General features: G+C 70.7%; 14 protein-coding genes. 4 read left to right on the top strand and 10 right to left on the bottom strand.

All coding sequences use genetic code 11. The features are described from left to right. Nucleotides 1–154 precede the first annotated feature (154 nt). The 3 genes from EHS43_RS13475 to EHS43_RS13460 all read left to right on the top strand — a co-directional run bounded on the left by EHS43_RS13475 (nucleotide 155) and on the right by EHS43_RS13460 (nucleotide 5,669). Nucleotides 155–3,754, top strand: a complete 3,600-nt coding sequence (locus EHS43_RS13475; RefSeq protein ID WP_125191002.1) for a LamG-like jellyroll fold domain-containing protein — start codon at nucleotides 155–157, stop codon at nucleotides 3,752–3,754. Nucleotides 3,755–3,972: 218 nt separating this feature from the next. After that, entirely contained in the window at nucleotides 3,973–4,845 is an 873-nt protein-coding gene (purU, locus tag EHS43_RS47060; protein WP_221740733.1) for a formyltetrahydrofolate deformylase, read from the top strand. Between the two features lie 32 nt (nucleotides 4,846–4,877). Continuing rightward, on the top strand, nucleotides 4,878–5,669 hold the full coding sequence (locus EHS43_RS13460) for an IclR family transcriptional regulator (RefSeq protein WP_185806234.1): 792 nt from the start codon (nucleotides 4,878–4,880) through the stop codon (nucleotides 5,667–5,669). Between the two features lie 24 nt (nucleotides 5,670–5,693). On the opposite strand, the gene EHS43_RS13455 is transcribed toward EHS43_RS13460, so the two are convergent. The 6 genes from EHS43_RS13455 to betA all read right to left on the bottom strand — a co-directional run bounded on the left by EHS43_RS13455 (nucleotide 5,694) and on the right by betA (nucleotide 15,782). Then, nucleotides 5,694–8,132 carry an FAD-dependent oxidoreductase gene (locus tag EHS43_RS13455; protein ID WP_125190999.1) on the bottom strand — a complete coding sequence of 813 codons (2,439 nt, stop codon included), beginning with the start codon at nucleotides 8,130–8,132 and terminating at the stop codon, nucleotides 5,694–5,696. Between the two features lie 205 nt (nucleotides 8,133–8,337). After that, nucleotides 8,338–9,303 carry an ABC transporter substrate-binding protein gene (locus EHS43_RS13450; protein ID WP_125190998.1) on the bottom strand — a complete coding sequence of 322 codons (966 nt, stop codon included), beginning with the start codon at nucleotides 9,301–9,303 and terminating at the stop codon, nucleotides 8,338–8,340. A 36-nt stretch (nucleotides 9,304–9,339) separates the two neighbouring features. Then, nucleotides 9,340–11,349 carry a proline/glycine betaine ABC transporter permease gene (locus EHS43_RS13445; protein WP_125190997.1) on the bottom strand — a complete coding sequence of 670 codons (2,010 nt, stop codon included), beginning with the start codon at nucleotides 11,347–11,349 and terminating at the stop codon, nucleotides 9,340–9,342. Further along, nucleotides 11,349–12,437 (bottom strand): glycine betaine/L-proline ABC transporter ATP-binding protein, encoded by a 1,089-nt coding sequence (locus EHS43_RS13440; RefSeq protein WP_125190996.1) that lies wholly within the window; start codon nucleotides 12,435–12,437, stop codon nucleotides 11,349–11,351. The genes EHS43_RS13445 and EHS43_RS13440 overlap by 1 nt, the downstream gene beginning before the upstream one ends. A gap of 20 nt (nucleotides 12,438–12,457) precedes the next feature. Next, entirely contained in the window at nucleotides 12,458–13,927 is a 1,470-nt protein-coding gene (locus tag EHS43_RS13435; protein WP_125190995.1) for an aldehyde dehydrogenase family protein, read from the bottom strand. Nucleotides 13,928–14,111: 184 nt separating this feature from the next. Further along, nucleotides 14,112–15,782: a choline dehydrogenase gene (betA, locus tag EHS43_RS13430; RefSeq protein WP_125190994.1), complete on the bottom strand. Its 1,671-nt coding sequence runs from the start codon at nucleotides 15,780–15,782 to the stop codon at nucleotides 14,112–14,114. 208 nt (nucleotides 15,783–15,990) lie between these two features. On the opposite strand from betA, the gene EHS43_RS13425 reads away from it, so the two are divergent. Then, the gene (locus EHS43_RS13425; protein WP_031041045.1) at nucleotides 15,991–16,737 is read left to right on the top strand and encodes an IclR family transcriptional regulator; all 747 of its coding nucleotides are present in this window, start codon (nucleotides 15,991–15,993) and stop codon (nucleotides 16,735–16,737) included. Here the strand turns inward: EHS43_RS13425 and EHS43_RS13420 are convergent. The 4 genes from EHS43_RS13420 to EHS43_RS13405 form a co-directional block, all read right to left on the bottom strand. Beyond that, nucleotides 16,725–17,852 carry an aromatic ring-hydroxylating dioxygenase subunit alpha gene (locus tag EHS43_RS13420; protein ID WP_125190993.1) on the bottom strand — a complete coding sequence of 376 codons (1,128 nt, stop codon included), beginning with the start codon at nucleotides 17,850–17,852 and terminating at the stop codon, nucleotides 16,725–16,727. The genes EHS43_RS13425 and EHS43_RS13420 overlap by 13 nt on opposite strands. An 89-nt stretch (nucleotides 17,853–17,941) precedes the next feature. Then, nucleotides 17,942–19,102, bottom strand: coding sequence for an NAD(P)/FAD-dependent oxidoreductase (locus tag EHS43_RS13415; RefSeq protein WP_125190992.1), 1,161 nt, complete (start codon nucleotides 19,100–19,102; stop codon nucleotides 17,942–17,944). Continuing rightward, nucleotides 19,099–19,461 (bottom strand): bifunctional 3-phenylpropionate/cinnamic acid dioxygenase ferredoxin subunit, encoded by a 363-nt coding sequence (locus tag EHS43_RS13410; protein ID WP_125190991.1) that lies wholly within the window; start codon nucleotides 19,459–19,461, stop codon nucleotides 19,099–19,101. The genes EHS43_RS13415 and EHS43_RS13410 overlap by 4 nt, the downstream gene beginning before the upstream one ends. A gap of 148 nt (nucleotides 19,462–19,609) precedes the next feature. After that, nucleotides 19,610–20,695, bottom strand: coding sequence for an S-(hydroxymethyl)mycothiol dehydrogenase (locus EHS43_RS13405; protein ID WP_125190990.1), 1,086 nt, complete (start codon nucleotides 20,693–20,695; stop codon nucleotides 19,610–19,612). Between the last annotated feature and the right edge of the window lie 102 nt (nucleotides 20,696–20,797).

Genomic DNA, 20,797 nt, shown 5'->3' with positions numbered 1-20,797 from the left:
CTCCCCTTCCTCCGTCTCCCTCCTCCCGCACCCGCCTGGATCGAATCGGTTCGACGGCGATCCGAGGCGGCCGACCCGCACCCGTCACCCGACGATTGAGGACCCCTCCATGTCATCCGCTGACAGATCCACGCGCCGCCGGGCGCCGGCCACCATGGCGCTGGCCCTCGGCGCGGGCCTGCTGGCCGCGCCCGCCGTGCCCGCGCACGCGGCCGAGACACCCGGGCCCGCCGCCCGCTACACCTTCGACCAGGACGACCTCTCCTCCGGCAGGATCACCGACAGCTCCGGCAACGGCCTCACCGCGGCTCTGGTGAACGGCACGACGGCCCGCACCGTGCCCGGCCCGGACGGCGGCTCGGCGCTGTCGCTGCCCGGCGGGGCTCCGACCTCCGACGGCGCCTATGTGCGGCTGCCCCGCGAGGTGGTCGGCGACGCGAGCGACCTGACCGTCTCCGCCCGGGTGAGGTGGAGCGGCGACACCTCGTCCTGGCAGCGCATCTTCGACCTGGGCACCGACACCGGCAGATACCTCTTCAGCACGCCGTCCAACGGCGGCGGGCTGTTCCAGACCTCCGTGACCACCGGCGGAGGCGGTGCGGAGGCGCAGGTCCGCGGTTACGCGGCGCTGCCCGCGGACGCCTGGCGCACGGTCACCGTCACCCTGGACACCTCCGCGGGCCGGCTCACCACCTACCTCGACGGGGTGGCGGTCTCCTCCGCCACGACCGCGATCAAGGCCAAGGACCTGCTGAGCGGCTCGGCGACCGCAGCCGGCTTCATAGGCAAGTCCTTCTACCCGGACCCGCTCCTCAAGGGGGCCGTCGACGACTTCGCCGTGTGGCACTCGGCGCTCACCGCCGAGCAGGTGGCCGGCCTCGTCGGGGCCGTGCCGACCCTTCAGGACCTCGCGAAGACCTCCTTCGACGTCCGCACGACCGACGGGACCGCCCCCACCCTGCCGGCCGCCGTACGTGCCACCTTCTCCGACGGCTACGACCGCGACACCCCGGTCACCTGGGACGCCGTACCGCCGGAGAAGTACGCCCGGCCCGGCACCTTCACCGTGGCCGGAACGGCCGCCGGACGGGCCGTGGAGGCGACCGTCACCGTGGTCCGCGAGGGACAGCTCACCGTCGACCTCGGCTCGGACACCGGCGCGTTCCACGGCGGCGCATCCGGCACCCTCTACGGGGTCTACGGACCGGACGTGCCCACCAACAACCTCATCGAGGGCATGGGGCTGCGCACGGTCTCCACCAAGGCCCAGGACGGCCCGCAGCACCCCGGTGCCGACGCGCTGGACGTGGTGAGGCCGTTGGCCGACTCCACCGACGGCGACGTGTACATCTACATGACCGACATCCACCGCGGCTTCCCGTACGAGTGGCCCGGTGACACCCCCGCGGAGAAGCTGAGGCTCTACGAGGAGAAGATCGCCAAGCAGGTCGACCAGGTGCTCCGGCTGCCGAAGGAGTACCAGGACAACGTCGTGTTCGTGCCGTTCAACGAGCCCGAGGGCAACATGTTCGGCACCGGGCAGTGGAGTTACGACAAGGTCAGCTGGCTCAGCGACCCGGACGACTACTTCGCCGCCTGGGACTCCGCGTACAAGCTCATCAAGGGCAGGATGCCCGACGCCAGGATCGCCGGTCCCAACACCAGCGTCCTGTACGACCAGGTGAAGGGCTTCCTCACCCACACGCTGGCCGCCGGCACCCTCCCGGACGTCATCACCTGGCACGAGCTGAGCCACCCGGAGGCGGTGCGCGCGAGCGTGGCCAAGTACCGGGTGTGGGAGAAGGAGCTGTTCAAGGGGACCGCACGCGAGGGCACCCAACTGCCCGTCAACATCAACGAGTACGCCTTCAACTACCACACCTCGGTCCCCGGCCAGATGATCCAGTGGGTCTCCGCGATCGAGGAGTCCAAGGTGGACGCCGACATCGCCTACTGGAACATCGACGGCAACCTCTCCGACTCCGCGGTCCAGTCCAACCGCGGCAACGGCCAGTGGTGGCTGCTGAACTCGTACGCCTCGATGAGCGGGCACACGGTGTCGGTGACGCCGCCGTTCCCGGGTGAGAACTACACCATGCAGGGCGTGGCCACGCTGGACGAGAAGAAGAAGCAGGCCCGGCTGATCTTCGGCGGGTCCACCGGCAAGGGGCACATCACCTTCGCGGGCGTCCCGAAGAAGCTCTTCGGCACGAACGTGCACGCCTGGGTGCGGGAGATCGAGTGGAGCGGGCAGGTCGGCGACAGCTCCGGCCCGAAGCTGCTCACGGAGACGAACCTGAAGGTCGCGGACGACGGCACGGTCACCGTCGACTTCGGTGACGGCACACTGCCGAAGCTGAAGGAGTCCTCGGCGTACGAGATCGTGCTCAGCCCGGCCGGGAAGGCCACGAGGACCCAGTCCCCGCCGGTGCGCTGGCAGGGCTCCTACGAGGCGGAGGCAGCCGCCCACACCGGGTCCGGCTGGTCGAGGAACGGCCCGGAGGGCTCCACCTCCGACGTCTCGAAGTTCTACACCTCGGGCGGCTACGACGTGGGCGGGCTGCGCACCGGCTCGGACGTCACGCTCGACTTCGCGGTGGACGTGCCCGAGGACGGCACCTACGACCTGAGCGTCTTCGCCAACTCCCTCAACACCTACGCCCAGGTGAAGGAGCAGGGCCCCACCAACGTCTTCCTGCGGGTGGACGGCCAGGCCGCCGGCGAGCAGCAGCTGTATCTGCCGCTCGGCTACAAGTGGGTGGTGTGGGACCACACCGACACCAAGGTGAAGCTCACCAAGGGCAGGCACACCCTGACGCTCGCGGCGAGGAGCCTGGACGGCAAGCGCGTGACGAAGGGGGACGCGATCGTCGACCGCCTCACCCTGTCCCTGCCGAACGCCTCGGCCGGCACGCAGGTGTACGAGGGCGAGTTGGCCTGGCTGGCCTCGGGCGCACAGCCCGTCTACGACGTGCCCGGTTCCGGCGCGGGCGCGGCCCGGCTCGCCAGGGGCCAGACGGCCACGTTCTGGGTGTACTCCCCCGCCGACCGTGAGGCCACGCTCAAGGTCGACACCCTCGGCGGCACCGGCGCCCGGCTCTCCGTCAACGGACACGACGTCCTGCGCCTGGCCAAGGACCGCGACCGGGTCGCGGTCTCCCTCTCCGGTGGCGTCAACAAGGTGACGCTGACGGGCGGTTCGTCGGCCACCCTCGTCGACCGTCTCACCGTCACCCCGACCGAGGGCGCGCTGCCGGCCCGTACGTACGAGGCCCAGGACGCGGTGCTCGCGGGCTCGGCCACGCTCACCCCGCTCTCCCTGGCCACCGACGGCACGGCGATCACCGGCGTCGGCGGCGACCCGGGCAACGGCAACACGGCCACCTTCACCGTCAGCGCGGACCGGGCGGGGCTGTACGCGCTGCGGATCCGCTACTCCAACCCGGAGCAGTCGGAGGCCACGCACTACAACCCGGACCCGCTGGCCCGGCACGCCGACATCACCGTCAACGGCGGGGAGATGCAGCGGGTCGGCTTCCCGCACAGCTTCCACGAGAACAACTTCTGGGAGCTGACCGTCCCCGTCACCCTGAAGAAGGGACAGAACACGATCGGCTTCCGCTCGGAGGAGCTGCCGAACTTCGACGGCACGACCTACGCCTCGGACACCTTCCCCGGGGTACTGCTCCGCTCGCGGTACGCGCCGCTGATCGACCGGATCGCCGTGGCGCCGTACGCGCGGGAGGTGCGGTGAGGTGAGCGGTTTCCGGCGGCGCCCCCGGGGCGCCGCCGGAACCGGACGGTGAACGCTCCCCCGGTGCAGGCAGGGCCGGCCGGAGCGCCGGCCGTGTCCCCGTCCGCCGCACCGTCCGCCGCACCCGGATCCCACCCTTGACCGACACCCGCCCCACCCGGGACCATGTTGCGTATCAGTCGCACTGTTGCGTATTGCGCAGCCCTCGGGAGGACTCCGTGTCTCTTCGACCGCAACCCGACCGCGAGTTCGTCCTCACCCTGTCCTGTCCCGACCGCTCCGGCCTCGTGCACGCCGTCACCGGCTTCCTGGTCCGGCACTCCGGGAACATCCAGGAGAGCCAGCAGTTCGACGACCGGCTCCAGGACCGCTTCTTCATGCGCGTCCACTTCGACGTCTCCGACCCGGGCACGAGCCTGGAGGACCTGCGCTCCGGCTTCGCGCCCGTCGCCGAGGCGTACCGGATCACCTGGCAGTTGCGGCCCGCGGGCATCCCGACCCGCACCCTGATCATGGTGTCGAAGTTCGGCCACTGCCTGAACGACCTGCTCTTCCGGCAGCGCACCGGCACGCTCGCCATCGAGGTGCCCGCGATCGTCTCCAACCACCGGGACTTCGCCCCGCTCGCCGAGAGCTACGGCATCCCCTTCCACCACGTTCCGGTGACTCCCGAGACGAAGGCGGACGCGGAGGCGCGGCTGCTCGACCTGGTCGACCGGCTGGACGTCGACCTCGTGGTCCTCGCCCGCTACATGCAGATCCTCTCCAACGACCTGTGCAAGCAGCTCGAGGGCCGGGCGATCAACATCCACCACTCGTTCCTGCCGAGCTTCAAGGGCGCGCGGCCCTACGTCCAGGCGCACGAGCGGGGCGTGAAGCTCGTCGGGGCCACCGCCCACTACGTCACCCCGGACCTCGACGAGGGGCCCATCATCGAGCAGGACGTGATCCGCGTGAACCACGCGCAGAGCGCGGAGAGTCTGGTCACCCTGGGACGGGACGTCGAGGCGCAGGTCCTCGCCCGGGCCGTGGAGTGGCACTGCCAGAGCCGCGTGATGATCAACGGCCATCGCACGGTGGTCTTCCGCTGACCAGCACCGAGCCGTTCGCATAGGGTTCCGCCATGAACAGCTACGGCACCGAGTCCGGGGGCGCGTCCGGCGGCGGGGTGCAGTCCGTCGACCGGGCCGTCACCGTGCTGGAGATCCTCGCCCAGCGCGGCGAGGCAGGCGTCAGTGAAGTGGCCGAGGCCATCGACGTCCACAAGTCCACCGCGTTCCGTCTGCTCGGCGCACTGGAGGCGCACGGGATGGTCGAGCAGGAGGGCGAGCGCGGGAAGTACCGCCTGGGCTTCGGCATCGTACGGCTGGCCGGGGCGGTCACCGGGCGCATCGACGTCACCAGGCACGGCCGCGGGATCTGCGAGCGCCTCGCCGACAAGCTGGGCGAGACGATGAACATCGCGGTCCTGGAGTCGCATCACGTCATCAATCTCGACCAGGTGCGCGGTCAATCGGCCATCACCGCGCAGAACTGGGTCGGCCGGCTGACGCCCATGCACTGCACGTCGAGCGGAAAGGTCCTGCTCGCCCATCTCCCGGACGCGCGCCGGGAGGAACTCGTCGCCGCGGCCGGGCTGGAGCGGATGACGGCCCGCACGCTGACGTCCCGGCGGGAGCTGGAGGCGGAGCTGGCCCGGGTCCGCGAGCAGGGCTACGCCATGACGGTGGAGGAGTACGAGGAGGGCCTCAACGCCATGGCGGCGCCGGTGCGTTCCGGTGCAGGCAGGGTCGTCGCCGCCCTCACCGCCTCGGGTCCCGCCTTCCGTCTCACCGAGGAGCGGATGCACGAGCTGGCACCGCTGCTGGTGGAGGGAGCCGACGAACTCAGCCGCCGGCTCGGCCACCTGGGCTGACGCCCGGCTTCGCCGGGCTCCCGCTCACCCCCGGAGCCGGGACATCGCCGGGTCGAACAGCGGTTCCTCGGCCACGACCGCCTCCACTCGCTCGTCGAAGTAGCCGATGTGCACGGCGGTGCCGGGGACGGCGAGCTCGGCCGGAAGCCAGGCGTAGGCGATGCCCTTGCCGATGGTGTGGCCGAAGGCCGCGCTGGTGACGTACCCGACCGCCCGCCGCCCGTCGTACACCGGCTCCTTGCCCATCACGACGGCCCGCGGGTCCTCGATGGTCAGGCAGGTCAGCTTCCGCCGCATGTCGGCCTTGCGGCGCTCCAGCGCCGCCTTCCCGACGAAGTCCTCCTTGTCGGCCTTCACCGCGAAGGAGACCCCGGCCTCGTAGGGGTCGTGCTCGTAGGTCATGTCGGTGCCGAAGGAGCGGTACCCCTTCTCCAGGCGCAGGCTGTTGAAGGCGCCCCGCCCGGCCGCGATGCCGCCCAGCGGTTGCACCGCCCGCCAGAGCGTGTCCCACAGCTTCTGCCCCAGGTCGGCCGTGGTGTACAGCTCCCAGCCGAGCTCGCCGACGTAGGAGAGGCGCATGGCGGTCACCGGGACGGACCCGATGTGGGCGCGCCGGGCGCGGAAGTACTTCAGGCCCGTCGCCGAGAAGTCCTCGTCGGTGAGCGGCTGGAGGACGTCCCGGGCCAGCGGCCCCCACAGGCCGACGCAGCAGGTGCCGGGGGTGATGTCACGGACCTGGACCGTGCCGTCGGCGGGCAGGTGGCGGGTGAACCAGTCGAGGTCGAGGTTGCCGTTGGCGCCGACCTGGAAGACGTCGGGGGCGAGCCGGGCGACGGTGATGTCACTGCGGATGCCGCCGTCGTGGTCCAGCAGCAGGGTGTACGTCACCGAGCCGACGGACTTGGCGACCTTGCCGGTGCACAGCCGCTCCAGGAAGTCGGCCGCTCCCCGCCCGCTCACCTCCAGGCGCTTGAGGGCCGTCATGTCGTACATCGCGACGGTCTCGCGGGTGACCTGGGCCTCGGCGCCGACGATCGGCGACCAGTACCGGGCGGCCCAGTCGTTGGGCGTGACGATGGAACGGCCTTCCACGAGGTGTGCGTTGGCCTCGTACCAGTACGGCCGCTCCCAGCCGTTCGCCTCCAGGAAGAAGGCGCCGAGCTCCTGCTGGCGGGTGTGGAAGGGGCTCGTGCGGATCGGGCGCGGGGCACCGGACGGCTGGAGCGGGTGGAGGATGTCGTAGACCTCGGCGAAGTTCTGGCAGTCGCGGGCGAGGACGTACTCCGGGGAGAGCTGGTGCGGCTCGAAGCGGTTGACGTCGCACTCGTGGAGGTCGAAGGAGGAGCAGTGGCCGTCGACCAGCCATTCGGCGACGGCCCGTGCGACGCCGGCGGAGTGGGTGACCCAGACCGCCTCGGCGACCCAGAAGCCCTTGACGTCCGGGGACTCGCCGAGCAGGGGCAGGCCGTCGGTGGTGAAGGAGAACAGGCCGTTGATGCCCTCCTCCACCTTGGCCTCGCGGGTGGCGGGGAGCAGTGACCGCGTCTCGGTCCAGGCGTCCGCGAAGTCGTCCTCGGTGAACTTCAGGACGGACGGCATCCCGGCTGCCTCGTCGACCGAGAGGATCTCGTCGGCGGTGACGGGCATGGGGCGGTGGCCGTAGAAGCCGATGCCGAGGGTGTCGTGGCGGTCGCGGTAGTAGAGGTCGGCGTCCTGGTGGCGCAGGATCGGCCGCACCGCCTCCTCGGTCTGGCCCGCGAGCGCGGGGACCGGGCCGGTCCAGGCGAGCTGGTGGGCGAGCGGGGTGAGCGGGAGGTTCATGCCCACCATGCGGGCGATCCTGGGGCCCCAGATGCCGGCGCAGCACACGACGATGTCGGCTGCCAGATCACCGTGGTCGGTACGGACGCCCGTGACCTCCCCGTCGGTCCGGAGCACGTCGACGACCTCGTGGCGGGCCAGGAAGGTCACTCCGCGCCCGGTGGCCCGGCGGATCTGCGCCTCGACGGCGAGAACGGCCTTGGCGAGCCCGTCGGTCGGGATGTGCAGGCCGGCGAGGACCCGGTCGCGGTTGACCAGGGGGTGCTTCTCGACGCACTCGTCGGCGGTCAGGATCCGCGACTCGACGCCCCAGGCGGTGAGCCAGCCGTGCCGCCGGTGCAGCTCGGTGACGCGCTCCGGGGTGGTGGCCACCTCCAGGCCGCCGACCTGGAGGAAGCAGGGCTGTCCGTCGACGTCGAGGGAGCAGAACTTCTCGACGGTGTAGCGGGCCAGTTCGGTCATGGTCTTGGAGGCGTTGGCCTGGAAGACCAGGCCAGGGGCGTGCGACGACGATCCTCCGGTGGCCGGGAGCGGGCCCTGGTCGACCACGGTCACCTCGGTCCAGCCGCGCGCGGAGAGCTCGTCGGCCAGTGCCGCGCCGACGACGCCCGCTCCGATGATGACCACTCGGGGTCCCGCCATCGCCGCACCTCCGGTTAAGTTGCTTTGTGCGCAACACGATTCAGGCTGCGCAACTCAATGTGCCCGCCGTGCGAGTGGGTGTCAAGAGGTCCCGTGACGCCCGGGAACGGCGCCGGAACAGCCCGGGAAACGGGAACGCCCGGTGGGCGCCGCACTCCCTCGCGCGGCGCCCACCGGGCGTTCGTGACAGGCTTTCCCGGCCGGCCTACTTGATCCAGGCGTCGACCTTGGCGCGGTTGGCGTCGACCCACTTCTTGGCCGCCGCCTCCGGCGTCATCTTGTCCACCGCGATGTACTTGGCCACGGTGTTCTGGTCGTCGTTGGTCCAGTTGAACTTCTTCACCAGGTCGTAGGCCGGGCTGCCCGACTTGGCGAACTTCGCGCTGACGATCTTGTCGAGGTCGTAGACGGGGTAGTCGCAGGCGATCTTCTCCGCGTCGGCGTCGCAGCCCGACTTGTACGCGGGCAGGTCCACCTTGACCAGCGGCACCTCGGACAGGAACCACTGCGGCTCGTAGAAGTAGCCGATCACCCATTCCTTGTTCTTCTCGGCGTTGCGGTACGCCTGGATCAGCGCGGTCTCGCTGCCCGCGTACACCACCTTGAAGTCCAGCTTGAGGTTCTTCACCAGCGCCTCGTCGTTGGTGACGTACGACGGGTCGCCGTCCAGGAGCTGCCCCTTGCCGCCGGACTCCGAGGTCTTGAACTTCGCGGCGTACTTGTTGAGGTTCTTCCAGTCCGTGATGTCCGGGTGGGCCTTGGCCAGCCACGGCGGCACGTACCAGCCGATGATGCCCTTGTTGCCGGTCGAGCCGGCCTCCACGGCGGTCTTCTGCTGGGTGATGTACTTCTTCTTCAGGTCGTCGTGGCCCCAGTTCTCCAGGACGGTGTCCACCTCACCAGTGCCGAAGCCCTGCCAGGCGATCTCCTCCTTGAGGTCCTTCTTGGTCACCTTGCACTTCAGGTCGTGCTCGGCGACGTACGCGACGACCGCCGCGTCGGCCTCGTAGCCCACCCACGGGTTGACCGCGAGGTTGAAGGTGCCGCACTTGCCGGAGCTGCCCGAACCGCCGGCCTCCGAGGAGTCCCCGACCTTCGCGCCGCCGCAGGCCGTGAGGGTGAGGCCGAGGACGGCCAGGCCGGCCGCGCCGGCTCGCCAGTGTCTTGCCATCGTGTGGTGCTCCTTAATCGTGCGCCGATACGGCGTTCATGCGCTGGTGCGGCGGGCCGCCGCCTGGGTGATCCGGTCGAACATGACGCCGAGCAGGACGATGGCGAGCCCGGCCGCCAGTCCCTTGCCGTACAGCTGTCCCTGCGAGAAGCCGGCCACCACGTCGTAGCCGAGGGCGCCCGCGCCGACCAGGCCGCCGACGACGACCATCGACAGCACGTAGATCAGGCCCTGGTTGGTCGCGAGCGTCAGGGCGCCGCGGGCCATCGGAAGCTGGACCTTGGTGATGAGCTGCCAGGTGTTGCACCCGGTGGAGGTGGCCGCCTCGACGGTGGCCGCGGGCACGGTCCGCACCCCGTCGGCGATGATCTTGATGGCGACCGGGGCCGCGTACACGACCGCGGCCACGATGGCGGTGAACCGGGTCGCCCCGAACAGCGCGAGGAACGGCACGAGATAGACGAACGGCGGCATGACCTGGGCCGCGTCGAGGCTGGGCCGCACCAGCCGGTCCACCAGCGCGCTGCGCCCCATCCACACCCCGAAGACCACCCCGAGCAGCATCACCAGCACGGTCGCCACGACGGTCGAGGCCAGGGTGGTCATGCCGTCCGACCACACGCCGGTGGCGACCAGGAGCCCCACGCACACGGCGGTCGTGATCCCCGCGCGCCACCTGCCGAGCACGACGGCGATCCCGACCAGGGCCGCGCCGACGAGCCACCACGGGGAGTCGGTCAGCAGGGTCTGGAACGGGTTGAGCAGTCCGTTGGTGATCACGTCACGGAAGCCGTTGGTCAGCCCGGACAGGTGGTCCTGCGCCCAGGTGGTCACGTTGTCGGCGGCCTTGGCGATGCTGCTGCCGGTGCTTCCGTCGCCGGGGAACTCGGCCGCCCACACATAGGTGTGGGACAGGTAGACGAGTACGGCCGCCACCGCTCCCCCGGCGGCGAGCAGGTGCCGGCGCCATGTGAGCAGCGGGCCGGCGGAGCGCCGGGCCGCCTCCGCGCGTCCGCTCGCCGCAGTGGTGACACGGTCCAGGACGATCGCCATCACGACGATCGCGAGACCCGCGTTGAAGGCCGTGCCGACGTCAAGCGACTGCAACGCCTGGACGACGGTCTTGCCGAGTCCGGGGGCGTCGATCAGGGCCGCGATGGTCACCATCGCCAGGGCGGCCATGATGGTCTGGTTGACGCCCATCACCACGGTCCGCTTGGACATCGGCAGCAGGACCTTCAGCAGCGTCTGCCTGCGGGTCGCACCCATGGAGGCGGCCGCCTCGACGGTGGTGGCGGGCACGGAACGGATCGCATGGGCGGTGATGCGGATGGCCGGTGGCGCCGCGTAGATGACGGTGGCGATGGTGGCGGAGGCCCCGCCGATGAGGAAGAACAGGGTCAGCGGTGCCAGGTAGACGAAGGTCGGCATCGTCTGCATGAAGTCCAGGAACGGGGTGGCGATCCGGTTGGCCCGATCCGACAGGCCCGCCCACACGCCCAGCGGGAGGGCGAACAGCAGCGCCACCAGCACCGCGGAGAGGGTCAGGGCCAGGGTGTCCATGCTCTCCTGCCACAGGCCCTGGAGCCCGAGGAAGGTGAAGCCGGCCACGGCCAGCAGCGCGACCCGCCAGTTGGCCACCGCCCAGGAGACATAGCCGGCGAGGCCGACCACGCCGAGCCAGCCGATCTGCGGCACCGGGCGGTCACCGGACGGCTGGGAGACGAGGTCCTGCACGAAGGTCACCAGGTTGTCGATGACCAGCCGGATCTCGTTGAAGAAGTACAGGAACAGCGGGTTGGAGTTGCGGTCGGCGCCGATGGAGTCGTTGAGGTCGTTGAGCCTGCGGTGCAGCTCGGTGAGATCGGCCGCGGCCAGCGACAGGGTCTGCTTTCCGCGCAGTACGACGAACAGGACGAGCCAGACGACGAGGATCGCGCCGATCACCATGGACCGGCTGATCCTGCGCACGGGGGCGGCGGTCGGGGGCGGGACGGACTGCCGCGCCCTGCCCGAGGTCTCGGGCTTCTCCACGGCGACGGTCATCAGGCGTCGCCTTCCTGTCCGGCGACCACCGCGAGGATCTCCTCGTCGCCGACGATGCCGAGCAGTTCGCCGTTCTCGACGACCTTGACGGGCTTCTCGGCCGCGAGCACCGCGCGGGTGGCCTCCTTCACCACGACGTCCGGCCCCAACTCGGGCCCGTCCAGCGGGTCTTCGGGGGTGGCCGGGCGCATGATCCAGCGCAGGGTGAGCACATCGCCGCGCGGCACGTCCTTGACGAAGTCCCGCACGTAGTCGTCGGCGGGGGCGCCGACCAGTTCGTCACCGGTGCCGCACTGGACGGTCCTGCCGTCCCGCATGATCAGGATGCGGTCGCCGAGTTTCAGGGCCTCGGAGAGGTCGTGGGTGATGAACACCATCGTCTTGCCGACCTCGTGGTGCAGCCGGATGACCTCGCTCTGCATGTCACGGCGGATCAGCGGGTCCAGCGCCGAGAACGGCTCGTCGAAGAGGAGCACGTCGGGATCACCGGCCAACGCCCTTGCCAGACCAACCCGTTGCTGCATGCCGCCGGAGAGCTGGTCGGGGTAGGAGTTCTCGTAGCCCGCGAGGCCCACGAGGTCGACGACCTCCAGCGCACGCCTGGTGCGCTCGGCCCGGCCCATGCCCCGGATCTCCAGTCCGAACGCCACGTTGTCGACGACGCGGCGGTGGGGCAGCAGACCGAAGTGCTGGAAGACCATGGAGAACTTGCTGCGCCGCAGTTCGCGCAGCCGCCGCTCGTCGGCGTCCCGGATGTCCTCGCCCTCGAAGACGATCTCACCGGCGGTGGGTTCGATCAGCCGGGTCAGACAGCGCACCAGGGTGGACTTGCCGGAGCCGGACAGTCCCATGACGACGAAGACCTCGCCGGGAGCGACGTCGAAGCTCACGTCGCGCACGGCGGCCGTACAGCCGCTGCGGTCCATGAGCTCGCGGCGGGTGAGCCCGCGCAGCTCCTCGGAGTCCGGTACCTGGTCCGCCTTCGGCCCGAACACCTTCCACAGCCCGCGCACGGATATGACGGGCGTGGCGGCCGCGTCCTCGGGGGTGCCGCGGCGCGGCGGCACCTCGGTCTGGGTTGGGGTCATGGTCGACCTCTTCTCGGCGTTCAGCCGCGGAACCAGTGCTGCGGCCGGGGTTGGATGTTCTGCCAGATGTGCTTGGTCTCGCGGTACTCGTCGAGGCCGGTCGGTCCCAGTTCCCGGCCCACTCCGGAATGCCCGAAGCCACCCCACTCGGCCTGCGGCACATAGGGGTGGTAGTCGTTGATCCACACCGTGCCGTGCCGCAGCCGGCGGGCGACCCGCTGGGCCTTCCCGGCGTCCTGCGTCCAGACCGCCCCGGCGAGGCCGTACTCGGTGTCGTTGGCGATGCGTACGGCGTCGTCCTCACCGGTGAAGCGCTCGACGGTGAGGACGGGACCGAAGGACTCCTCGTGGACCACCCGCATGTCCTGGGTGCACTCGTCGAGGACGGTGGGCGGGTAGAAGTGGCCGTGCGCGAGGGCCGGGTCGGTGGGCCGTGCGCCGCCGCAGCGCAGCAGGGCACCCTCCGCCAGCCCGGCCGCGACATACGCCTCGACCTTCCGGAGGTGCTGCGCGGAGACCAGTGCCCCCGTCTCGGCCTCGGGGTCGAAGGGGCCGCCGAGGCGGATCTCCCGGGCCCGGCGGACCACCTCGTCGACGAAGCGGTCGTGCAGCGAGTCCTCGACGATCAGCCGGGCACCCGCCGAGCAGACCTGGCCGGAGTGCAGGAAGACGGCCGTGAGCGCGAAGTCCACGGCCGTCTCGAAGTCGGCGTCGGCGAAGACGACGTTGGGGTTCTTGCCGCCGAGTTCCAGGGCGACCTTCTTCACGGTCGCGGCGGCGGTGGCCATGATCCGTCTGCCGGTCTCCAGGCCCCCGGTGAAGGAGACCATGTCGACGCGCGGGTCCTCGGTGAGGGGCGCGCCCACCTCGGGCCCGGTGCCGAGGACGAGGTTGGCGGCACCGGCGGGCAGCCCCGCCTCCTCCAGCGCCCGCATGAGCAGGACCGAGGTGGAGGGGGTGAGCTCGCTGGGCTTGAGGACGATCGTGTTGCCGGCGAGAAGGGCCGGGGCCACCTTCCAGCTCGCTTGCAGAAGTGGGTAGTTCCAGGGGGTGATCAGTGCGCACACACCGATCGGCTCGTGGACGACGCGGCTGACGGCGTCGTCCCGCCCGGTGTCGATCACCCGGCCGGCGTCGGTACCGCCGAGACCGCCGTAGTAACGAAGGCAGGAGACGACGTCGGCGATGTCGTACTCGCTCTCCACCAGCCGCTTGCCGGTGTCCAGCGACTCGGCGCGGGCGAACTCCTTGGCGTCGCGCTCGATCAGGTCGGCGGTGCGCAGCAGCAGGGCGCCCCGGTCCCGCTCGGGGGTGTGCGGCCAGGGCCCCGCGTCGAAGGCCCGGCGGGCGGCGGCGACGGCCTCCGCGGTGTCGGCGCGGGTGCCTTCCGACACGGTCGCGGAGAGGGTGCCGTCGGCGGGGCAGCGGATCTCCCGGCGCCCCCCGGCCACCGGCTCCCGCCATTCGCCGTCCACGTACAGGTCTGCCACGTCGGGAGCCCTTCGAGCGATTTCGTTGCGCATGACGCATCGCATTGCTTGTGGTGGAACACTCTGGAGACTCCGGCAACCCACGTCAAGGGGTTGGGGGATGACGGTTCGGGCACGCGGGCGCCGTGCGCACGGTGCGCGCCCGGCCGGTTTCCGGTACAAGCCGCCCCGCGAAAAATCCGCGTTACCCGGCCTGGGTGCGGGCGTCCCGGTGCCGGTAGTAGACGGCCTCGGAGGGGGCGAGCGGCTGCTTGCCGAGGATGAGGTCGGCCGCCTTCTCCGCGATCATCATCACCGGCGCGTAGATGTTGCCGTTGGTGACGTAGGGCATCACCGACGCGTCGACGACGCGCAGTCCCTCGACCCCGTGCACGCGCATGCTGGCGGGGTCCACGACGGCCATCTCGTCGGTGCCCATCTTGCAGGTGCAGGAGGGGTGCAGGGCGGTCTCGCCGTCCTTGGCGACCCAGGCGAGGATCTCCTCGTCGGTCTCGACGGACGGTCCGGGCGAGATCTCCCCGCCGTTGTAGGGAGCCAGCGCGGGCTGGTTGAGCAGCCTGCGCGCGACGCGGATCGCCTCGACCCACTCGCGGCGGTCCTGTTCGGTGGAGAGGTAGTTGAAGCGCAGCGCCGGGTGGTCGTCGGGGTTCCTGCTCCTGATCTTCACCGAGCCCAGGGCGTCGGAGTACATGGGTCCCACATGGACCTGGTAGCCGTGTCCGCCGGCCGGCACGGAGCCGTCGTAGCGGACCGCGATCGGCAGGAAGTGGAACATCAGGTTGGGGTAGTCCACGTCCTCGTTGCTGCGGCAGAACCCGCCCGCCTCGAAGTGGTTGGTGGCGGCCGGCCCCTTCCGGAGCAGCCACTGCAGGCCGATGAAGGGGGCACGCCATTTGGCGAGGTACGGCTGCATGGAGACGGGCTGCTTGCAGGCGTACTGGATGTACACCTCCAGGTGGTCCTGGAGGTTCTCGCCGACGCCCGGCAGGTCATGGACGACGTCGACGCCGAGGGCGCGCAGTTCCTCCGCGTTGCCGACGCCGGAGAGCTGGAGCAGCTGCGGGGAGTTGATCGCGCCGCCGCACAGGACGACCTCCTTGGCGCGGACCTGCTGGAGCGCGCCCCGGCCGCGCCGGTACTCGACGCCGACGGCCCGCTTGCCCTCGAACAGGACGCGGGTGACGAGGGCACGCGTGGTGACCGTCAGGTTGGGCCGCTTCCTGGCGGGCTTCAGATACGCCTTGGAGGCCGAGAGCCGGCGTCCGCGGTGGACGTTGCGGTCGAACCTGGCGAAACCTTCCTGCCGGTAGCCGTTGACGTCCTCGGTGGGCGCGTACCCCGCCTCCTCGGTGGCCTTGAGGAAGGCGCCGAACAACGGGTTGACGGCCGGGCCGCGTTCCAGGACGAGCGGGCCGTCGTGGCCGCGGAACTCGTCGTCCGGGTCGGCCGCGAGACAGTTCTCCATGCGCTTGAAGTACGGCAGACAGTGCGCGTAGTCCCAGGTCTCCATGCCGGGGTCGGCGGCCCAGCGCTCGTAGTCCATGGGGTTGCCGCGCTGGAAGATCATGCCGTTGATGCTGCTGGAGCCGCCGAGCACCTTGCCGCGGGCGTGGTAGACGCGCCGGCCGCCCATGTGGGGCTCGGGCTCGGACTCGTACTTCCAGTCGTAGAAGCGGCTGCCGATCGGGTAGGTCAGCGCCGCGGGCATGTGGATGAAGACGTCCCACGGGTAGTCGGGCCGGCCGGCCTCCAGGACCAGCACCCGGTTGCCCGGGTCGGCGGAGAGCCGGTTGGCCAGTGCGCTGCCGGCCGATCCACCACCGACGATGACGAAGTCGTACTGCTGAGGAGCCATGGTGCCTCGTCTCGCTCGCGCCGTCGATACGCGCGGCATGCTAGTACGAGTATCGCGATACGCACCAGGTTGCGAAGCGCGCAACTTCCACGACACATGCACGAGGTCCGCGAAACAGAGTCACGCCCTTGTTGTTTACCCGCCGTATAGTTGCGTTGTGAGCAACTACAACCCGGATAACGAAACGACAGGGTCGTCGAGCGGCGGAGTGCAGTCCGTCGACCGGGCCATTCACGTCATGGAGATCCTGGCCCAGCGCGGCGAGGCCGGGGTCAGTGAGGTGGCGGCCGAGATCGACGTCCACAAGTCCACCGCCTTCCGGCTCCTCGGCGCCCTGGAAGCGCGCGGCCTGGTGGAACAGGCGGGTGAGCGCGGCAAGTACCGGCTCGGTTTCGGCATCGTGCGCCTGGCCGGCGCGGTCACCGGACGCATCGACATCACCCAGCAGAGCCGCCCGGTCTGCGAGGACCTCGCCGAGGAGATCGGCGAGACCGTGAACCTCGCGGTGATGCAGGAGCGCTACGCGGTCAACCTCTACCAGGTGCGCGGCCCGGGGGCCGTCACCGCGCAGAACTGGGTCGGCCAGCTGACCCCGCTGCACGCCACGTCGAGCGGCAAGATCCTGCTGGCCCACCTGCCCGCCAAGGAGCGCGCCGCGCTGCTGACGGAGACCGGCCTGAAGAAGGTCACCCCGCGCACCATCACCGCGAAGACCAAGCTCGAGAAGAACCTCGCCGAGGCCCGGGAGCGGGGTTACGCCTGGGCCCTGGAGGAGCTGGAGCTCGGTCTGCACGCCATGGCCGCGCCGGTCCGCGACCGGGACGGCGAGGTCATCGCGGCCCTCAGCGCCTCGGGGCCCGCCTACCGGCTCTCCGAGGAGCGCCTGCACGAACTCGCCCCGGTCCTGGTCAAGGGCGCCGAGGAGATCAGCCACCGGATGGGCTACCTGGGCTGAGCCCCCAGCCGGGCCTGGACCCAGTCGTGGAACTCGCCGATGTGGTGCTCACTGGGGACCAGCACACCGCCCTTGGCGTACAGCCGTGAGCTCATGCCGGGCTGGGTGCGCTCGCACGCGTCGAAGTCCTGCCGGTTGACCCGGTCGAACAGCTCTACCGAGCGGCTGACGTCCTTCCCGCTCCGCACGACGTGCGGCAGGTACAGCCAGTCGCACTCCACGACGGTGCGGTCAGCGGCGACCGGGTACATCCGGTGGAAGATCACATGGTCGGGCACGAGGTTGACGAACACCTGCGGCCGCACGGTGATCGCGTAGTACCGGCGGTCCTGGTCCGCGGAGACCCCGGGGATCCGGTCCAGTCCCTCCGAGCCGTCGACGGTGAAACCCCTGACGTCCTCGCCGAACTCCGCACCGTGCCCCACGTAGTACTGCGCCGCGTAGCCGTCGGCGAACTCCGGGAGCACCTCGGTGAGTTCGGGATGGATCGTCGCGCAGTGGTAGCACTCCATGAAGTTCTCGACGATCAGCTTCCAGTTGGCCCGCACGTCGTAGACGATCCGCCGGCCGACCTCAAGGCCCGCGATGTCATAGTGCTCGATCGACTCGGTGTCGCCGAGGCGCGCGACCACGTCCTGGACGACCTCCTCGAAGGGCGGCGGGTCCTCGGCGAGGCACACCCACACATAGCCGAGCCATTCGCGCACCGCGACGCCCGCCAGGCCGTACTCGGTCCGGCCCACGTCCGGCATCTTCGTCAGGTTCGGCGCGGCCACGAGTTTGCCCGTCAGGTCGTACGTCCAGGCGTGGTAGGGGCATTGGAACGCCCGCTTCACCTGCCCCGACTCCTCGGTGCACAGTTTCGCGCCGCGGTGCCGGCAGACGTTGAAGTAGGCGCGCACCGAGCCGTCCCGGGCACGCGTGATCAGGATGCTCTCCCGGCCCACCTCGACGGTCCTGAAGGCGCCGGGTGTGGGCAGGTCGCTGGCGCGGACGGCGCAGAACCACATCGCTTCGAAGATGCGCTCCTGCTCCTGGGCGAAGAGCCCGGGATCGGTGTAGGAGACGCCGGGCAGGGTGGCGATCAGGCTGTCCGGCAGGCTGGTCGAGGTCACAGTGCACTCCTCGGGGAACGTCGTGGGCCGGTGGTGCACGCCGGGAAGGGCGGACGGCGTCTGGGTGCGGGGCGACAGCGGCGGTACTGTCAGGCCGCCGCGGCGAGCTGCTTGCGCCAGCGCGTGAACAGCCGCGGCTGGTTCATCCCGAGCACGGCGACCGGGTGACCGGAACGCCGGTAGACGGCCAGGACGTCGTGCGAGTCCCGGGCGCCCTCCTCGATGGTCACGCTGTCGGCGGCGGCCGCGTGACCGGCGAACTGGATCTTCACGCCGTACTGGTCGGACCAGAAGTACGGCGGCCTCGGCACGGCCGGTTCCACCGCGCCGCCCGCCAGCAGCGCGGTGACGGCCGCCTCGGGCCGCTCCCGGGCGCCGGTCCAGTGCTCGACGCGGCGGTGCAGGCCCGCGCGCGGGTCGTACCAGGAGGCGCAGTCCCCGACGGCGACCACCCCGGCCAGGGCGGTGCGGCCGTCGGCGCCGCAGGTGACGCCGTCGTCGAGCGTCAGGCCGGAGCCCGCGAGCCACTCGACGCACGGCCGGGCGCCGACCCCCACGACCACGATGTCGGCGGGGAGACTGCGGCCGTCCGCCAGCAGGACGGCCTCGACACGGCTCCCGCCGCGCAGTCCCTCGACGCCGACCCCGCACAACAGCCGGACGCCGTGGTCCGCGTGGAGGGCGGAGACGATCCCGCCCATGGCCTCGCCGAGCGGTCCGGCCAGCGGGGTCGGGGCCGCCTCCACGACGGTCACGTCGAGTCCGAGGGCGTAGGCGGTGGAGGCGACCTCGGCGCCGATGAAGCCGCCGCCGATCACCACCAGCCGTCCCCCGAGGGCCAGTTCGTCGCGCAGGGCGCGGGCGTCGTCCAGGGTGCGCAGGGTGTGCACCCCGGCCAGGGCGTCCGTGCCGGGCAGGGTCCGGGCGGCGGCGCCGGTCGCGATGACGACGCCGTCCGCCCGCACCTCGCTGCCGTCGGCGAGCCGTACGGCGCGCTGCGGGCCGTCGAGAGCGACGGCGCGGACGCCGAGCAGCCACTCGACCCGCAGGTCCTCGTCGTCCGGCTCCAGCGCGAGATCGCTCTCGGCCAGGGAGCCGGCCAGGAACTCCTTGGACAACGGGGGTCTGTCGTAGGGGCGGTGGAGTTCGTCGCCGATGACGACGAGCCGCCCGTCGAAGCCCTGCCGGCGCAGTGAGCGGGCCGCCGAGAGTCCGGCGAGCGAGGCGCCGACCACGGCGACCGTCCTCACGCGGGTCCGCCGGCGAGCCGGGCCGCGACGCAGGGCGGCAGGTTGGGGGCGTCGAGGGACAGCCGGACGTAGATCATGCCGTCCTCGACGTGGACCTCGTGGGTGCGGACCGGACGCCTGGCCGGCGGGGCGTCGACGGCGCCCGTGCGCAGGTCGAACTTCGAGGCGTGCAGCGGGCATTCGACCTCGCAGCCCTCCAGCCAGCCGTCGGCGAGCGAGGCGTCCTGATGGGTGCAGGTGTCGTCGATGGCGAAGACCTCGCCGTCGTCGGTGTGGAACACCGAGACCGGCGGATCGATGTCGAGCCGGTAGGCCTCGCCTCGGGGGAGATCCACGAGACGGCACGCGGGAATCATCATGACACCTCGGTGCGTATAGCGAAACGGATTGCGTTGAACGCAACGTCAGTCTGAGGGCGCCCGCAAACCCTTGTCAAGGAGTCCAGGGGGCGGACACAGGCACGGTTCAGAGTTGCTCCATGCGCAACCGTGTGCGCTATAGAGAACATCAGAGCACCACCACCGAGCGCAGCACCTCGCCGCGGTGCATCTTCTCGAAGGCCTTCTCCACGTCCCCGAGGCCGATGGTCTCGGAGACGAAGGCATCCAGGTCGAAGCGGCCGCCCAGGTAGAGGTCGATGAGCGCCGGGAAGTCCCGCGAGGGCAGACAGTCGCCGTACCAGCTGGACTTCAGAGCGCCTCCGCGTCCGAAGACGTCGAGCAGCGGGAGTTCCAGCCTCATCTCCGGGGTCGGCACCCCGACCAGGACGACGGTGCCGGCGAGGTCGCGGGCGTAGAAGGCCTGCCGGTACGTCTCGGGGCGGCCGACCGCCTCCACGACCACGTCGGCTCCGTGACCGCCGGTCAGTTCGCGCACCGCCGCCACGACGTCCGCGGCCGAGCCGTCGACGGTGTGGGTGGCACCCATGGCCGTGGCCCGCTCCAGCTTGCGCGGGTCGACGTCGACGGCGATGACCTTGGTCGCGCCGGCGAGCCGCGCCCCGGCGACGGCGGCCATGCCGACGCCGCCGCAGCCGATGACGGCGACGGAGTCGCCGCGGCCGACGGCGCCGGTGTTCACGGCGGCGCCGAAGCCCGCCATGACGCCGCAGCCGAGGAGTCCGGCGGCGGTCGCGGGGGCCGCCGGGTCCACCTTGGTGCACTGGCCGGCGGCGACGAGGGTCTTCTCCGCGAAGGCGCCGATGCCGAGGGCGGGGGCGAGCGGGGTGCCGTCGAGCAGGGTCATCGCCTGGGTCGCGTTGTGGGTGGCAAAGCAGTACCAGGGCTTGCCCTTGCTGCACGCACGGCACTTGCCGCACACCGCGCGCCAGTTGAGGATGACGAAGTCACCCGGTTCGACGCCGGTGACGCCCTCCCCGACGGCTTCGACGCGACCGGCCGCCTCGTGGCCCAGCAGGAAGGGGAAGTCGTCGTTGATCCCGCCCTCCCGGTAGTGGAGGTCGGTGTGGCAGACCCCGCACGCCTCCACCTTCACCAGTGCCTCGCCGGGCCCCGGGTCGGGGACGACGATCGTCTCGACGGAGACCGGGGCACCCTTCGCCCGGGCGACGACAGCACGCACCTCATGAGCCATGGGTCACTCCTCCGACTGCACTCTCGGTTGCCTCATTCGCGACACGTATCGCTATGCGCAACTGAGCATCGGGGAGGGGGAGCCGGGGGTCAAGAGGTCGGT

Origin of the sequence: Streptomyces sp. RP5T (genome assembly GCF_003933965.1) — a bacterium.
GTDB lineage: Bacteria > Actinomycetota > Actinomycetes > Streptomycetales > Streptomycetaceae > Streptomyces.
The sequence above is the reverse complement of the archived record's forward strand: the minus strand, read 5'-3'. Positions and strand labels throughout refer to the sequence as shown.

Bases quoted from the DNA above. Each gene is read 5' to 3' on its own strand.
- EHS43_RS13475 (WP_125191002.1), top strand. From the start codon at position 155: ATGGCGCTGGCCCTCGGCGCGGGCCTGCTGGCCGCGCCCGCCGTGCCC.
- EHS43_RS13460 (WP_185806234.1), top strand. From the start codon at position 4,878: ATGAACAGCTACGGCACCGAGTCCGGGGGCGCGTCCGGCGGCGGGGTG.
- EHS43_RS13455 (WP_125190999.1), bottom strand. From the start codon at position 8,132: ATGGCGGGACCCCGAGTGGTCATCATCGGAGCGGGCGTCGTCGGCGCG.
- EHS43_RS13450 (WP_125190998.1), bottom strand. From the start codon at position 9,303: ATGGCAAGACACTGGCGAGCCGGCGCGGCCGGCCTGGCCGTCCTCGGC.
- EHS43_RS13445 (WP_125190997.1), bottom strand. From the start codon at position 11,349: ATGACCGTCGCCGTGGAGAAGCCCGAGACCTCGGGCAGGGCGCGGCAG.
- EHS43_RS13440 (WP_125190996.1), bottom strand. From the start codon at position 12,437: ATGACCCCAACCCAGACCGAGGTGCCGCCGCGCCGCGGCACCCCCGAG.
- betA (WP_125190994.1), bottom strand. From the start codon at position 15,782: ATGGCTCCTCAGCAGTACGACTTCGTCATCGTCGGTGGTGGATCGGCC.
- EHS43_RS13410 (WP_125190991.1), bottom strand. From the start codon at position 19,461: ATGATGATTCCCGCGTGCCGTCTCGTGGATCTCCCCCGAGGCGAGGCC.
- EHS43_RS13405 (WP_125190990.1), bottom strand. From the start codon at position 20,695: ATGGCTCATGAGGTGCGTGCTGTCGTCGCCCGGGCGAAGGGTGCCCCG.